Origin of the sequence: Streptomyces sp. NBC_00285 (assembly GCF_036174265.1) — a bacterium.
Lineage (GTDB): Bacteria > Actinomycetota > Actinomycetes > Streptomycetales > Streptomycetaceae > Streptomyces.
Window position 1 is genome coordinate 911,116 of record NZ_CP108055.1, and the last position, 15,301, is coordinate 926,416.

Sequence of the window (15,301 nt, forward strand, 5' to 3'; positions counted from 1 at the left end):
CCGCAAGACCGCACGGAAGGACCACCGGGTGTCACTCTTCACTCGCTCTCGTCAACTGCCGGACACCGCTCAGGACGAGGCCGAAGCGGAAGGTGGGGGTGCGACGGGGGACGGCGTGACAGGGGAGGCCACGGAGGAGACCCGGTCTGCCGAGTCCACCGAGTCCACCGAGGACGCGGTGATCTCCGAGGCCGGTGACGAGACCGGCCCACCGGACCCGCCCGGCTCCCCGCGCCCCGGTTGGTTCGGCTGGCGTCGCCGCTACCCCCGTACGGCGCGCGGGATGTCCGTCGCCGCGAGCGTGCTGGCCGGTCTGCTGGTGCTGCTCGTGCTGCTCTTTCCCAACCGGCTCGACCACATGAACCTGCAGTCGTTCTTCCGTCTCCCCGTCGAGGCGATCGTCCTCGTGGCCGTCCTCCTCGTACTGCCGCCGAAAACAGGCCGGATCGCGGCGGTCGGCTCGGGGCTGTTCCTCGGACTGTTCGCGGTCCTGAAGTTCATGGACATGGGCTTCTACCAGACCCTGGCCAGGCCGTTCGACCTGGTCTTCGACTGGATCATGCTGGGCAACGCGACGGACTGGCTCAAGGAGACGTTCGGCCGCACCGGCGAGGTGCTCGCGGTGGCCGGGGTGATCGTCCTGTTCGTCGCCCTGCTCGCGCTGTGCACATGGGCGACGGTACGGCTGACGAGCGTGATGTCCACCCACCGCTCCACGGCCGTCGGCACCATCCTCGTCCTCGGCACGGTGTGGGTGACCTGCTTCACGGTGGGCGTGCAGTTCGGCGGTGTCTCGTTCGCCACCAAGGGCAACACCGAGTTCCTCGCCAACCGGGTGCAGCAGGTGCGCAACGGGCTGGGCGACGCCCAGGTCTTCGAGAAGCAGTCCGCCGTCGACGCCTTCGCCGCCACCCCTCCCGACCAGCTCCTGACCGGACTGCACGGCAAGGACGTCCTGTTCACGTTCATCGAGAGCTACGGCCGGGTGGCGATCGACGACCCGGAGATGGCACCGGAGATGGACGCGACGCTCGCGAAGGGCGACGCGACGCTCAAGAAGGCCGGTTTCGCGTCCCGCAGCGGCTGGCTGACGTCCCCCGTGACGGGCGCCGGCAGCTGGATGGCCCACTCGACGTTCCTGTCCGGCCTGTGGGTCAAGAACCAGCAGCGGTACCTGAACCTCACCGGCAGTGACCGCGCGACCCTCACCAGCTACTTCCAGAAGACCGGCGACTGGCGCACGGTCGGCATCGTGCCGGGTGTGCGCAAGACCTGGCCCGAGGGCAAGTACTTCGGCCTCGACCACATCTACGACTCCACGCATCTCGGCTACAAGGGCCCCTACTTCAGCTGGACGCCGGTGCCGGACCAGTTCAGCCTGGAGGCCTTCCAGAAGCTGGAGCACGGCAAGAAGAACCGTGACCCGATCATGGCGGAGATCATCCTGGCGTCCAGCCACAACCCCTGGTCGCCGATCGCCCACACGATCGACTGGAACGACCTCGGGGACGGTTCGATCTTCGAAAAGATCAAGAAGGAGGGCACGAACCCGACGGAGGTCTGGAAGAGCCAGGACCGCGTGCGCACCGAGTACCGCAAGGCCATCCAGTACTCCGTGGACAGCCTGACCCAGTGGATGCAGCGCTACGGCGACGAGAACACGGTGCTTGTCTTCCTCGGCGACCACCAGCCCGTGCCGACCGTCACCAAGGGCTCCACCAGCAGGGACGTGCCGATCACGATCGTCGCGAAGGACCCGAAGGTGCTGGACCGGGTCGCCGACTGGAACTGGACCGACGGCCTCAAGCCCGCCGACAACGCGCCGGTGTGGGGCATGGACAAGTTCCGCGACCGCTTCATGACGGCGTTCGCCAAGTGACGCTCGCCCTTGCGTGAACGGCACCAGGCCGACCGGGAACTCCACCCGCCCGGCCTGGTGCACGGGATGACCGCCGCCGACGGCCACCAGCCGAGCCTCAGGGATCACCGAGGCACTGCCACGGGCGCGGGCCGCCGATGCGCGGCCGGCTCCGCCGCAATGTGCGCCGACCCCTTGCCTCCACGCGGATCGCCTGGATTACTGATCCGCAGCACCACGACCGAATGATCGGTCGCCCGGAATGCGGCGATGGGCGAAAGGGACGTTCCGATGGCGGATGCGGCGGAGCTGCTGGACTCGGGGGAACGGCTGGATGCCGAAGCGCTGGAGGCGTTGCAGCTGGAGCGCTTGCGGCGCTCGCTTCGGCACGCGTACGAGAACGTGCCGTTCTATCGCGAGTCCTTCGACAAGGCGGGCGTCCGGCCGGAGGACTGCCGGTCCCTGACCGACCTGGCTCACTTCCCCTTCACCACCAAGGCCGATCTGCGGGAGAACTATCCGTACGGGATGTTCGCCGTGCCCCGGGACCAGGTGCGTCGCATCCACGCCTCCAGCGGCACCACCGGACGCCCCACAGTCGTCGGCTACACCGACAACGACCTCTCTGTGTGGGCCGACATGGTGGCGCGGTCCATCAGGGCCGCGGGCGGACGGCCCGGAGACGTCGTGCATGTGGCGTACGGCTATGGGCTCTTCACCGGCGGGCTCGGCGCACACTACGGCGCCGAACGGCTCGGCTGTACGGTCGTCCCCGCGTCCGGCGGGATGACGGCCCGGCAGGTCCAGCTCATCCAGGACCTGGAACCCGGGGTCATCATGGTGACCCCGTCGTACATGCTGACCCTTCTCGACGAGTTCGAACGGCAGGGCGTCGATCCGCGCGGCACCTCGCTGCGGGTGGGTGTCTTCGGCGCCGAGCCCTGGACGGAGGAGATGCGCCGCGAGCTCGAGGAGCGGTTCGCGATCGACGCCGTCGACATCTACGGGCTGTCGGAGGTGATCGGCCCGGGTGTCGCGCAGGAGTGCGTGGAGACCAAGGACGGGCTCCATGTCTGGGAGGACCACTTCTTCCCCGAGATCGTCGATCCGGTCACCGGGGAGGTGCTGCCGGACGGTGAGAGCGGTGAGCTGGTGTTCACCTCGCTCACCAAGGAGGCGATGCCGGTCATCCGGTACCGGACGCGGGATCTGACCCGGCTGCTGCCGGGCACCGCCCGGGTGTTCCGGCGGATGGAGAAGGTCACCGGCCGCAGCGACGACATGGTGATCCTGCGCGGAGTGAACCTCTTCCCCACCCAGATCGAGGAGATCGTCCTGCGCACCGCGGGTGTCGCGCCCCATTTCCAGCTCCGTCTCACCCGTGAGGGCCGTCTCGACGCCCTCACCGTGCGGGCCGAGGCCCGGCCCGGCGCGACCCCCGGGACCCGGGAGGCGGCCGCGCACGCCATCGCGGCGGCCGTGAAGGACGGCATCGGGGTGTCGGTCACCGTCGAGATCGTCGAGCCGGAGTCCCTGGAGCGGTCCGTCGGAAAGATCCGCCGGATCGTCGACATGCGCCCCCGCTAGCCGGCGAACCGGTCCCTCAACTCCCGCTTGAGGATCTTGCCGCTGGCGTTCCTCGGCAGCTCGTCGACGAACAGGACCCGCTTCGGCGCCTTGAAGTGGGCGAGCTTCTCGCGCGCGTGGTCCAGGAGTTCGGCCTCGGTGACCTCGCCGCGCGGGACGACGACCGCCGTGACGGCCTCGATCCACCGCTCGTCGGGCAGGCCGATCACCGCGACCTCGGCAACCGCCTCGTGGGTGTACAGGGCGTCCTCGACCTGGCGTGAAGCGACCAGCACGCCGCCTGAGTTGATGACGTCCTTCACCCGGTCGACGATCGTGAAGTAGCCGTGGGCGTCCCGCACCGCGAGGTCGCCGGAGTGGAACCAGCCGTCCCGGAAGGCCGCTTCGGTCTCCTCGGGCTTGTCCCAGTACCCCTCGCACAGCTGCGGTGACTTGTAGACGATCTCGCCGGGCGTGCCGTCGGGCACGTCCTTGCCGTCCTCGTCCACGACCCGCGCGTCGACGAACAGGACGGTACGGCCGCAGGAGTCCATCCGCCGCTTGTGCTCGTCGGGGGCGAGGACGGTGGCGAGCGGGCCGATCTCGCTCTGGCCGAAACAGTTGTAGAAGGCCAGCTTCGGCAGCCGCTCACGGAGTCGTTCCAGTACCGGCACCGGCATGATCGAGGCACCGTAGTAGGCCTTGCGCAGGCCGCTGAGGTCACGCGTGGCGAAGTCGGGCCGATTGGAGAGGCCGATCCACACGGTGGGCGGGGCGAACAGGCTGTCCGCGCGGCCCGCTTCGATCAGGTCGAAGAGGCGGTCGCCGTCGGGTGAGTCGAGGATGACGTTGGTCGCGCCGACCGCGAGGTAGGGCAGCAGGAAAACATGCATCTGGGCCGAGTGGTACAGCGGCAGCGAGTGCACGGGCCGGTCGCCGGCGCTCAGGTCGCAGGCGGTGATCGCGCTCAGGTATTCGTGCACCAGGGCGCGGTGGGTCATCATCGCGCCCTTGGGCAGGGCCGTCGTCCCGGACGTGTACAGCAGCTGGACGAGGTCCTCGCCCTGCGGTTCGGGTCCGTCGTAGGGCGGTGTCGCGCCCAGGCGTGCCAGCAGGGACTCCTCGTCGTCCCGCAGGGGCAACGTCCGTACGCCGTCCGGGAGTCGGTCCGCGAGGTCCGGATCGGCGAGGACGAGCGTGCAGCCCGACTGGCCGACGATGTACGCGAGGTCGTCCCCGGTGAGGTTCTGGTTCACCGGCACGTGCACGAGCCCCGCGCGGGCGCAGGCCAGGAAGCCGATCAGATACGCGTCCGAGTTGTGGCCGTAGGCGCCGACCCGGTCCCCGGGGTCGAGGCCCTGGTCGAGGAGCAGGCGCGCCGCGCGGGAGACGGCCTCGTCGAGTTCCTCGTACGTCCACGAGCGCTCGGCGTACTCCACCGCGACCCGCGCCGGGGTACGCCCGGCGCTGCGGCGCAGCACCCCGTCAACCGTACTGCCGTGTCCTGACGTCATACGGGACAACCTACCGGCTGGTACGCGCAACCGCCCCTTCCGTCAATGACGTTGGGAGGCACGATGCGCACCCGCCTCAGACGCGCCGTCGTCGCGGCCTTGGCCCTTTGCGCCGCCGTCGGCACGCTGCCGGCCGCACCCGCGCAGAACCAGCACAGACAGGATCATCCGTCCCACGGCGGTCTGTCCGCCACCATCCGCTACACCGAGTGCGGCATCCCGCACATCCTTGCCAAGGATTACGCCGACCTCGGTTTCGGCACGGGCTGGGCGCAGGCGGCCGACCAGGTGTGCACGCTCGCCGACGGTTTCGTGACCGTACGCGGCGAGCGTTCCCGCTTTTTCGGGGCCGACGCGGCCTCCGACTCCTGGACAGGGTCACCTACCCGGCCTCGGGGGTGGCGATCCTCGACGGCTCGCGCGGGGACTGTGCCCTGAGCAGCGACTCGGACGCCGTGCAGCCGGGCATTTTCGGAGCGTCGAAGATGCCGGTCCTGAAGGACGCCCCCTACGCGGAGAACTCCAAGACCATGATCAAGGCATAGATATCACGCGGCTTTGACGTGTAAGTAGCCGCAAGTCAGGGCGAGTGCGGGGCAGGGCCGAGTGCTATGAATGGCACGATGCCGGTGGTGGGCTCGCAGCGTCCGAAGACGCGGGCACGGTGGACGTCGTAGGCGGCCAGGTAGGCCAGCGCGCCGCCGCGCCGGTACTCGTGGTTGACCCGCATAGCCCGGGCCTGGCCGGGGGCCAGAGTGGGGTGGCATCGGCAGCGGGCCTGGACAGAAGTCTTCTCGTCGCTGGAGACCACGTACTGGTCCGCGCCCAGTGGGACGCCGTCGAAGACTCCGGCGTACAGGTCCATGATGCGGGCGGCCTTGGACCGAAAGTTCGGATCGCGGATGAAGATCCAGGACCGGTACTGCCACGGCTTGAGCGCGTCCTCGCGCAGCCAGCGGCGCACGGTGGAGGCCGAGATCGAGCCGGCGATGTGGCGGGCGGCGACCTCGCGCGCCAGTTCCGGGCACAACCAGTGCGACAGCGGGGTCCCCGTTTCGGCGGGCAGTTGACAGGCCAGCGCCTTTACCTCGGCGACCTGCACGGGGGTGAAGCGCCGCGGACGACCGCAGCGCTCGCGGTCAGCCAGGGCCGGCAGGCCGCCGTCGGCGAAGCGGACCCGCCAGGTGCGCACGGTGTCCAGGTGCACTCCCGTTTCGCGGGCGATGCGTGCGTTGCCCCGCCCCCGGGCGGCGTACAGCGCCCAGTTGTACGTACGCTTCGGTGAGCTCGCGTATTTCGCCACCCTGATCTCAGGTTCCCTGGCCGCCAGCGCCGCGTTGCTCGTGTCGCACTGGGTGCTGGCAGCGAACAGGGACCATGGCGGCGGCGGTTGAGATCCGCGGCGCAGCCCAGCGGTTAAGCCATGCAGACGGGCGGTCACAGCTTCGCGCTGCGACCGCCCGTCGTACCAGGTGACGTTCAGCCTCTTCGCCCACCGGCGACCGGAATCCGGGGCAGCACCGCATAGACGATCAAGGTCATACCCGCCACAGCCGCGCTGAACGGCCCCAGCCAGGAGACGGAACCTGCGGAGATGACAAAGCCGCCCAGGAGGCTGCCAAGCGCCAGACCTGCGTAGATCGCGGAGGCATTCATCGCGGCGAGCACCCCGGGGGCTTCGGGGCGCAGTCTCATCAACTGGCTCTGCAACGCCGGAACCACCATCCAGCCGCTGATCCCCCACAACGTGATCACCACGCAGATCACGAGCAAGCTCCTGGCCCACGGCATGGCCACGGTGGACGCCACGATCAGTGCAAGCGACAGCATCACCGTCCTGCGCGTTCCCCAGCGGTCCGCCAGCTGACCGCCGATCGCGTTTCCGACGACACCCGCGCAGCCGTAGAGGAAGAGCAATCCCCCGATCGCCGTCTCATCTCCCGCCCTCATCCATGACAACAGTGGCGAGACGTATGTGTAGACGGCGAAGTCGGCCACGGATACCAGGCACGACACCGTGAGCAACGTCGCGACGACGCCCGCGAGAGGTGCGGCGGCCGAGGGAGGCCCGGAGGCTCTGGAGGGCTGGATCCGGGGAATGGACCACAGCGCCACGCCGATGACCGCACCGAGTGCGGCGATACCGCTCAGAACCGGACGGAAACCCGTCCAATGGCCGACCACGCTGGCGATCGGCACGGCCAGGACCGTGGCGGCGGCGAGGCCACCGATGATGCATGCCACGGCGCGTGCCTGCCAGGCACGCGGCACCACCGCGACGGCCGCCGCGCTCGCCGCCGGCGTGAACGTCCCGGCTCCCACCCCGGCCACGACACGTGCAGCCATCATCCCGCCGTAGGATCCGGCCGTCACCGTGCCCAGGGTGCCGCCGATGAACAGGACCATGCCGACGAACAGGACCCAGCGTCGGTCCCAGCGGCGCGTCAGCACACCGCAGACAGGCGCCCAGAGGGCGTATGCCACCGCGTAGGCGAAACTCAGTCGCCCCACGGCTCCGACGCTGATGTCGAGTTCAGCCTGGATGACGGGCAGCAGTCCGGCCATGACGTACGCGCCCGTGCTGATGACGAAGGTTCCGGCGGCCAGACACAGCAGACGCGCGGCTGCAGCGACGCCGATGCCCACCGACTGGCCGTCCGTGCGCGGGTCAGCGTGTGTAGACGGAGACATGCTTACGGCTGTCCGGCTGGTAGGGACTGCGCTCCCAGTCGGCCCAGCGGCTTTCGAGCCTGAGGCCGTGCTCGGCCGCGAGCGCGTCGATCTCTGATGGCCACATGTAGCGCATATGGCCTGGGTGTAGCCGTACAGGTTCCCCGTGCCGCAGGATGATCTCCTGGTAGTCGAAGCGCCTGTCTTCCGGAGTGTTGCTCGCGGCGAACAGGACCACTCCGTCCGGAACCCAGCGCTTGACGACCACGTCCGACTGCTCGGGGAGGACTCCCGGGGTGGGCCCGTTGGGGAGCCGCCCCGGGTGCGGCACGAACGTCTCGAGTACCAGCCGACCGCCGGGTGTGAGCATCTCCGCCGCACGGGCGACGAACCCCTCCTGAGTCGACTTCGCGGCGAGCAGGAAGAAGGTCCAGGGTTTGAGGATCCGGCACTTCAGTCGCTCTACTTCCTTGACATCTTTGTTGCTGGGCCAGAGTTGGTGGGATGCCTAGTTGTCGTATGCGTGGTGGAAGGCTGCCTTCTTCTTTGCAGCCGACGCCGGTCTTCCGGTCGCTGCTTATCGCGCAGCCAGAGGGCATGCCGTCGCCGCGAAACCCCACAGGAGACGATTCCGAGGGATGCGAAGGCTGACGCCAGCCACAATCAGTCAGATGGCCTGGGCTGATATGGATCGCACCGCACGGGCCGCTGCACGATTGTTGCAGCTACCGGCCAGGGGCGCCGATCACCACGACAGCCCGGCTATGCGCGCTGTCGACGCGGCCATCCTCATCTGGGTAGGAGGCGGTACCGGCACGAGGTCTGAATCCAGCACTCCAGCCATTACCTCAAGGGCAACGGTTGTTACGAGCAGTCCCGGAACAGGCTGTCGCCGACGCGAGTCCTAGAAGGGTTCTTCGAACCCGTAAATCCGTCTCTGTACCCGATCTGCGGCTAGACGGACCCCTTCGTTCCGCTCTGGTGGATACATCTGCACCTCGATCCAATACTCGAACTTCATGAAATCGCGCACGACTGGCTGGAAAGCCTTCGGCGATGCGATGCGGCGGGTGCATCACCACGCGACTTCGAATTGCAGACTTTACTGAAATGATGCTCTCAACAACTCCACAGAAATCATCTGGTTGCACACGACACTACTCGCGGCCCCTCGAGCACAGAAAGATCAAGGGGGCGAGATGGCTTAAAATCTCACGGCGGCCGACCCTCAACACGCTTCACCAACGCGACGAACTGGACGATCGGTTCCAGCTTACTGAGAGACTCCACCCTAATTGGCTGGATCCACTCCCACGTCAACCTGCGTACAGCGACAGAGTAGCGGCACTTAATAAACAGGTCACTCGCCCCGGATTTGGCCGACCAATCTCCCCGCTCCCTCGATGTGCACGAATTTGCCACCTATTCCATCGCACACTGTCGACCAAGACCAACCTGCCCTTCCCCGCTCCTCAGGTCCGGACGTTCCAGAGCCACAGGGGCTCCGCCCTGGCTCGGCGTCCAGAGCATGCCGTAGGACATCGATGCGAGGAGTCTCACTGCGAAAGGGCGGGATGTGAGCCTTTGCCCGGTTCGCCGTTGAGTTTGGATGAGGTGCCGTGATCGAGCCGAGCGCAAACACCAGGTCACCGTCAGCGGCCCACTGCCGGGCAACCTCACTCGCCAGCACCGCAAGAGCGAAGGCTTCGGCCGGGACGACTTCCCGACTTCGAGCGCCGACAGGTCACCTGCCCCCAGGGCCAGGTCAGCGCGGGCTGGCACGGCCCCTACCCGACCTCCTCGCCCACCGCCGCCCCGCTGATCGTGGCCCGGTTCACCAAGAGCCAGTGCCGCCCCTGCCCGGTCCGCACCCGCGGCACCACCACCGCCGACAGCGCCCGGACCGTGGGCTTCCCCCACGAGAACTCCGCGACCTGCAACTCCGCGTCCGCGCCGAGCAGCAGACCCCCGACTGGAAGACCCGCTACGCGGTCCGCTCCGGAGTCGAGGGCACCATCAACGAGTTCGCCCACGGACACGGCATGACCAGGTCGCCCTGGGGGGGCATGCCGGCCACAGCCTGCCAGTCGAACACGTCCAGGGCGACGTCGTAGGTGTCCCGCGCGTGTTGCTGCAGTCGGTGCCGTGCCGCCACCGGGATTTCGTGCACCGCGAAGAACCGCCGACCGGTTTCACCCCTGGAGTCCGGGAGCCGACGACTCCCCTGTGTGCTGCGGTTCGAGCACCTCGCCACACTCACACGCGTGGTGGTCGAAAGCCGCCCGGGCCGAGTTGTGCCGTTGGGGCATCCGGCCGAGGCGGCGTCGTACGCGACTGGGCAGCCGCTGGGTGCGCGGTTACGGGGTCGTGTAGGGGTCCTGGCTGATCAGGTGGGCCTTCAGACCATCGCCGATGCCAGGTTCCGGGGTGCCCGCCCAGTCCTTGATGAGCACGCCACCAGTGCTGCAGCCCCATGGGTTCCACGTCCACGCGAGATAACCCATGCTGCGCGCGTCAGCCCAGTCCACCAACCGCTGCATGTAGTCGAAGCCGCAGTTGTCCTGGCCGAACTCACCGATGACAACCGGTACCTGTTGTGCGAGCGGCGCGACCTGAGTGTCCCAGCAGGATTCGGTCGCACAGGCGTTGAAGCTGTACGCATGCCATGACGCGGCGATGTTGTTCAACGGGTCGGCTGGCATGTGCGTCAGCCACTCGCGCATGTCGTTGGCCCACTCCACACCACCCAGCATGAGGACGTTGGTCGCGCCGGTGGCACGGACCGCGTCGACAAGGTCCTGCATGCCGGCCGTCTCATAGGGAAGGCCCGTGCAGGTACCGCCGTCTCGCCAGCACCGCCAGCCGACGGTCTTGTCCCAGTCGGCGGCGATCTCCGGGTACGGCTCGTTGAACAGATCGAAGACGACGGCGTCATCGCCCTTGAAGGCGTTGGCGACACCGGTCCAGAACTGGGTGGCGTACTGCGCGTCCGGCATCGGTTTCTGGCAGGTCGCGGTGGCGTCCTTGCAGTGCCAGTCCGGCCCGTTGGTGTAGGCGCCCCGCGTCCAGTGCAGGTCGAGGATCGGGGTGATGCCGTTGGCCACCAGCAGGTTGACGTAGTCCTTGACGCCCTGCTGGTAGGTGGCTCCGGTGGGCGAGCCGTTGATGCCGAGCCAGCATTCCTCGTTCAACGGCAGGCGTACGGCGTGGATGTTCCAGGTCTTCATCGCGTCGACGGAAGCCTGGTCGACCGGGCCGCTGTCCCACAGCCCCTTGCCCTGCACACAAGCGTATTCACCGCTGGAGCGGTCCACACCCAGCAGCCGGTACTGCTTGCCGCTCGCGGTGACGATCTTGTTGCCGGAGACCTTCAGCTCCGGGGCCGGATCACTGGGACCGCCGGTCGGACCGCCGGTGGGGCTGGGGGTCGGGGATGTCACCGAGCCGGTACAGGTCACGCCGTTGAGCGCGACCGATACGGGTTCCGGATTGGCGCCCTTCCACGCACCGTTGAACCCGATGGAAGCCGAACTGCCCGTATCCAGCGCTCCGTTCCAGTCGAGGCTGGTGGCGGACACGTGGGTTGCGGACTGGGTCCACATGGCACTCCAGCCGTGGGTGACCTTCTGGTCGGAGTCCGGGAAGTCGAACGTCGCGGTCCACCCTCGTACGGGGGAGCCGAGATTGGTGATGGCCAGGTCCGCGGTGAACCCTCCCGGCCATTCGCTCTGCACCTTGTACGCGACGGAGCAGCCGGTGGCGGCTGCCGATGCGGGAAGGGTGGCGATGGCAAGGCCACCCATGATCAGTGCACTGGCGGCGCCGGTGGCCATGAGGGCGTGACGACGTTTCACCTGATCTCCTCGTTGCCGTAAGGGATCGATGAGCTCGATACCCAGCTGATCGACAAGCCGGCGAGCCGGGCCCAGGCCGAGGGCCTGCAGCGGACCGGTCCACCAGGCGGGTACTGCGCGCGGTACGGATCAAGGAATCAACAACTGTCGCGCGTTCAGGTCCTGTCCTCCCGACGGATCCCACGCGGGTGTCAGCAGCCGATCGGTGAGGAGCCCAGGGCTACGTCGTCGAACCAGAAAGTGTCGTCCCCGTTGCTGTAGCTCTCCCACCCCAGGCGCAGGCCGGTGGGGCGGGGAGGGGTCCTACGGGCGAGCCACTGTCCGTCGACGTTCTGGGTCGCCACCCCGTCCACGTGCAGTCCGGCGACCTCCTGGTCGTCGACCCAGGTGCGCATGGACTGGGCGGTGGTGTCGATCTGGAACCGCAGGCACAGCCATCGGCCGGTCGGCAGCGGCGTGCTGAGCGCGACCCCCGCCGGGCTCTGTTCCGGCAGCGTCGCGTCGTCGCTCTCGCGGTTCCACTGCAGTGCGCCGTTCTGCCCGCCGACGCGCAGCGCCCTGCCGCCCTGTGAGGCGTCCGGCATGGATACGAAAGTGACGTGGTTGGTGGGCAGGGCGGTGGTGTGCCGGACCCGCATGCGGACGTACACCACGGGCCCGACGGAGGACAGATCGCGGGTGGAGGCCGCGAAGGTGTGGTTGCAGTAGCCGGCGCGGCCGTCGACGCGCAGCGACCTGGTGCCGCTGTAGGCGACGGACGTGTCGACGCTGACCTTCCCCGTGCCCTGGCAGTCGGGTGCCGTGGTCTGCCAGGAGCCCGAGGGCACGGTGCCGGTCTGGTCCTCGAAGTCGGAGCAGATCGTGGCCCCGGCGCAGTCGGCCGGAGCCGTGGCCGTCGCGGTCGGTGTCGGTGAGGCGGTCGCCGTCGGGGTGGGACTCGCGGTTCCGCCGCACGGCGTGCCGTTGAGGGCGAAGGCGGTGGGAGCCGGATCGGCGCTGTACCAGGTGCCCTGGAACCCGAAGTCCACGGACCCGTCGGCGGCGAGCACGGCATTGTGCGCGGCGTTCACGGCGGTCACCGCGCTGCCCGACTGGGTGACCTGCGCGTTCCAGGCGGACGTGACCTGCTGGTCGCCGCTGTAGGTCCACTCCAGCCGCCAGCCGCTCAGGGCGGCGCCGAGGTTCGTGACGCGGATCTGGGCGGTGAAGCCGCCGGACCACTCGTTGGTGGTGTAGGTGATCGTGCAGCCCGTCGCCGCGCCCTGTGCGCGCGATGTCGCGATGGTGGGAAGGGCCACCGCCACCACGGTCAGCACCAATGCCCAGAGCGGCAGGCGGTGGCGGTGGCGGCGCACGCGTAAGGAAGTCATGGCCATGATCAATCTCCCGGAGTCAGGACGCTGTGCAGGAGAGTGTGCCGAGGGCTCGGTCATCGCCGCTGAGCGTCATCCCCCAGGTCGTCGACGCGCCCGGTGCCAGCGAGCCGTTGTAGGAGGCGTTGTGAACGGTGGTGGCGGGGCGGGACGGATCCACCACCGCGTTCCAGCGGTTCGCCACGGTCACACCGTCCGGCAGGGTGTGGTGCACCGACCAGCCGGTGACCGGCCGGGACCCGGTGTTGGTGACCGTGACGTCGGCCTGGTACCCGCCCTGCCATGAGCCGGTCAGCTTCCACTGGGCCGTGCAGGCGGTGTCGCTCGAGGGGCTCGGCGTCGGAGTGGGAGATGGCGTCCCTCCGGAGCTGTCGGTGGTGTAGGGAACGGCGGTGTAGTCCTGCGAGCAGCCTCCCGCGCAGCCTGACGGCAGCGAGAAGGAGTACGTACGGCTGCCGCCCAGCCAGGCGTCGGCCGCGTCGCGGATCCGTATGGTGAAGCTGCTCTGGCCGGAGGCCGTCGCGCCGATGACGTAGGACTGCCCCATGTCGCTGTTCATCGCGGCGTCGGTCCAGGTGCCGTTCGCCAGGTACTGGACGCCGTGGATGCCGCCCGGCAGATGGGAGACGGCGATGGCGGGCCAGTACTGCTGGGCTCCCCTGAGGAAGCCGATACGGATGTCACCGCTGTAGTCCGGGGCCGGGACGAAGCTCCAGGAGACATGACGGTTGTTCCAGTGGTCCGGGTACATCGTCCCCGCTGGGGTGCCGCCGATCCGCAAGCGGTTGAGGGAGTCGGTTGCCAGGTCGAGGTGGTTGGGGTCGTCCCGGCACCAGGCGTTGGAATCGGCGCAGCTGTCCGCGACGAGCATGTTCAGGGTGGCCCCGTTGTACTTGTCGGCCACCCAGGAACCGTTGCGGCAGAAGGGCTGGCCCGGGGCACCGTCATTGGTGCCGGTGCAGTAGTCCCCGATGGTGACCTTGACCCAGCGGCCGCAGTTGCGGCCGTTGTCGAAGACGCCCTTGATCGATGCCTGTGAGTCCGGCACCGGGCGCGGGTAGGCCCCCGAGTAGTCGCCGGGTGTGTTGAACACGTTGAGCGCCACGAAGTCCTGGCTGTCCAGTTCGCGCTGCGGCAGACCGCAGCCGCCGTAGGGGCTGCCGAGCCCGGCGAAGTGGGTCGCGTTGCCCAGGACCTCGGTGGCGGCGGCACTCGCCGCGGGCGGCTGGGCCGCCGCAGCCACGACGGGTAACGCGGCACAGCAGAGCGCTGCCAGCAACAGGGCGGTGCGCCTTCGGGCGGGCGAGCGGGGGGCCGAAAGAAGCTGCATGGGGGATCCGCCTTCTTCGTGACGGGGCGCTGTGACGTTCGTATGGGAGTCCTCTCGGAGGGAGGGGGTGAGCGCTGGAACACCTCTCTAGTGGGAGCGCTCCCATGGTCTCCGTGTCCGGGGACTGTAGAAGAGGGCCATGCCCCTGACAAGGGGTCGGGGCCGAGGGCTTGCCGGCTCGCGGCACCACCAGCGCCGCTTTTGCCACAACAACTCCAGGACGCGCTCGCCATAAGGGATATCCCGGGGTCTGGTGGTCGCGGAGCCTTTCACCTGAGATGCAAAGACCCCGCAGGCCGGACAGTCCCCAGCCGAGGCATCCGCCGCGGCCAGACCGCCAGCGCGCCCGTGCCGAAGACCGCATCCGCGCCGCCCGGGCCTCGCCGACCGGGTGCCCGCGGGCGACCTCCTGGCAGCGGACGCGGCGAAGGCGTGTGCGGCTCTTCCCGGCGGCACGGCGACGGGCACCGACGGCAAGGCCGTCGACGTCGGTGCGGCCTGCGGGGTGCTCGCGGCCTGGGACCGCACCGCGAACACCGGCAGCCGAGGCGCCCAGCTCTTCGACCGGCTGTGGCGGAAGTTGCCCGTGTCCCAGATGTGGACGGTGCCGTTCTCGGCTGCCGACCCGGTGAACACCCCGAACACCCTCGACACCGGCTCACCCGCCTTCGCGACGGCTCTCGCCGACACGGTCACCGAGCTGACTGCGGCCGGCATCCCGCTGGACTCGCGGCTCGGGGAGCACCAGTTCGTGGTGCGGAACGAGAAGCGCATCGCGGTTCCCGGCGGATCGCGGTCGCTGGGCGTGTGGAACAAGGTGGAGTCGGTGTGGGACCCGGCGGGCGGTGGATACACGGAGGTGTCGACCGGGTCCAGCAACATCCAGGCGGTGGGCTGGGACGGCGGGCGCTGCCCGGTGGCCCGGACCCTGTTGACGTACTCCCAGTCCTCGAACCCGAACTCGCCGCACTTCAGTGACCAGACACGGCTGTTCTCGGCGGAGAAGTGGGTGACGTCCCGGTTCTGCGAGAAGGACATCCTGTCCTCGCCCGCCCTGAAGATCGTGCGGGTGCGCGGACACTGAGCATGTGGTCCCGCCACATATGTGGCGAGACCACATCACCACGCGGAGAGAG

Annotated in this window: 11 protein-coding genes and 2 pseudogenes; 4 read left to right on the plus strand and 9 right to left on the minus strand. The window is 68.5% G+C overall.

What is annotated here, in order from left to right:
• The first annotated feature begins 28 nt into the window (after positions 1-28).
• Both OHT57_RS04345 and paaK read left to right on the plus strand, forming a co-directional pair.
• On the plus strand, positions 29-1,879 hold the full coding sequence (locus OHT57_RS04345) for a sulfatase (protein WP_328744579.1): 1,851 nt from the start codon (positions 29-31) through the stop codon (positions 1,877-1,879).
• 270 nt (positions 1,880-2,149) lie between these two features.
• Complete coding sequence (paaK, locus tag OHT57_RS04350; protein ID WP_328744580.1) at positions 2,150-3,445, plus strand: phenylacetate--CoA ligase PaaK; 1,296 nt, start codon at positions 2,150-2,152, stop codon at positions 3,443-3,445.
• On the opposite strand, the gene OHT57_RS04355 is transcribed toward paaK, so the two are convergent.
• Entirely contained in the window at positions 3,442-4,938 is a 1,497-nt protein-coding gene (locus OHT57_RS04355; protein WP_328744581.1) for an acyl-CoA synthetase, read from the minus strand. The two genes, paaK and OHT57_RS04355, sit on opposite strands and share 4 nt — an antisense overlap.
• Before the next feature lie 63 nt (positions 4,939-5,001).
• Between OHT57_RS04355 and OHT57_RS04360 the strand changes: the two are divergent.
• A pseudogene (locus OHT57_RS04360) lies at positions 5,002-5,325 on the plus strand (penicillin acylase family protein); the annotation flags it as partial.
• A gap of 193 nt (positions 5,326-5,518) precedes the next feature.
• Here the strand turns inward: OHT57_RS04360 and OHT57_RS04365 are convergent.
• From OHT57_RS04365 to OHT57_RS47370, 8 genes are all read right to left on the minus strand, one after another.
• Positions 5,519-6,241: an IS630 family transposase gene (locus OHT57_RS04365; RefSeq protein WP_328744582.1), complete on the minus strand. Its 723-nt coding sequence runs from the start codon at positions 6,239-6,241 to the stop codon at positions 5,519-5,521.
• Between the two features lie 176 nt (positions 6,242-6,417).
• Positions 6,418-7,629 carry an MFS transporter gene (locus tag OHT57_RS04370; RefSeq protein WP_328744583.1) on the minus strand — a complete coding sequence of 404 codons (1,212 nt, stop codon included), beginning with the start codon at positions 7,627-7,629 and terminating at the stop codon, positions 6,418-6,420.
• Entirely contained in the window at positions 7,607-7,978 is a 372-nt protein-coding gene (locus tag OHT57_RS04375; RefSeq protein ID WP_328744584.1) for a hypothetical protein, read from the minus strand. The genes OHT57_RS04370 and OHT57_RS04375 overlap by 23 nt, the downstream gene beginning before the upstream one ends.
• A gap of 1,417 nt (positions 7,979-9,395) precedes the next feature.
• Positions 9,396-9,641 (minus strand): hypothetical protein, encoded by a 246-nt coding sequence (locus tag OHT57_RS04380; protein WP_328744585.1) that lies wholly within the window; start codon positions 9,639-9,641, stop codon positions 9,396-9,398.
• Positions 9,642-9,965: 324 nt separating this feature from the next.
• Positions 9,966-11,441, minus strand: coding sequence for a cellulase family glycosylhydrolase (locus tag OHT57_RS04385; protein WP_443053591.1), 1,476 nt, complete (start codon positions 11,439-11,441; stop codon positions 9,966-9,968).
• 212 nt (positions 11,442-11,653) lie between these two features.
• On the minus strand, positions 11,654-12,832 hold the full coding sequence (locus tag OHT57_RS04390; RefSeq protein ID WP_443053592.1) for a cellulose-binding domain-containing protein: 1,179 nt from the start codon (positions 12,830-12,832) through the stop codon (positions 11,654-11,656).
• Between the two features lie 22 nt (positions 12,833-12,854).
• Complete coding sequence (locus OHT57_RS04395; RefSeq protein ID WP_328744588.1) at positions 12,855-14,165, minus strand: cellulose binding domain-containing protein; 1,311 nt, start codon at positions 14,163-14,165, stop codon at positions 12,855-12,857.
• A gap of 87 nt (positions 14,166-14,252) precedes the next feature.
• Entirely contained in the window at positions 14,253-14,633 is a 381-nt protein-coding gene (locus OHT57_RS47370) for a transposase family protein (RefSeq protein ID WP_443053593.1), read from the minus strand.
• Here OHT57_RS47370 and OHT57_RS04400 point away from each other — a divergent pair.
• A pseudogene (locus OHT57_RS04400) lies at positions 14,545-15,249 on the plus strand (penicillin acylase family protein); the annotation flags it as partial. The gene OHT57_RS47370 and the pseudogene OHT57_RS04400 sit on opposite strands and share 89 nt — an antisense overlap.
• Positions 15,250-15,301: the final 52 nt, after the last annotated feature.

What these genes read in the sequence shown, in the direction of transcription:
- OHT57_RS04390 (WP_443053592.1), bottom strand. Translation starts at nt 12,832, where the DNA reads ATGACTTCCTTACGCGTGCGCCGCCACCGCCACCGCCTGCCGCTCTGG.
- paaK (WP_328744580.1), top strand. Translation starts at nt 2,150, where the DNA reads ATGGCGGATGCGGCGGAGCTGCTGGACTCGGGGGAACGGCTGGATGCC.
- OHT57_RS04395 (WP_328744588.1), bottom strand. Translation starts at nt 14,165, where the DNA reads ATGCAGCTTCTTTCGGCCCCCCGCTCGCCCGCCCGAAGGCGCACCGCC.
- OHT57_RS04370 (WP_328744583.1), bottom strand. Translation starts at nt 7,629, where the DNA reads ATGTCTCCGTCTACACACGCTGACCCGCGCACGGACGGCCAGTCGGTG.
- OHT57_RS04375 (WP_328744584.1), bottom strand. Translation starts at nt 7,978, where the DNA reads ATGCTCACACCCGGCGGTCGGCTGGTACTCGAGACGTTCGTGCCGCAC.
- OHT57_RS04355 (WP_328744581.1), bottom strand. Translation starts at nt 4,938, where the DNA reads ATGACGTCAGGACACGGCAGTACGGTTGACGGGGTGCTGCGCCGCAGC.
- OHT57_RS04385 (WP_443053591.1), bottom strand. Translation starts at nt 11,441, where the DNA reads ATGGCCACCGGCGCCGCCAGTGCACTGATCATGGGTGGCCTTGCCATC.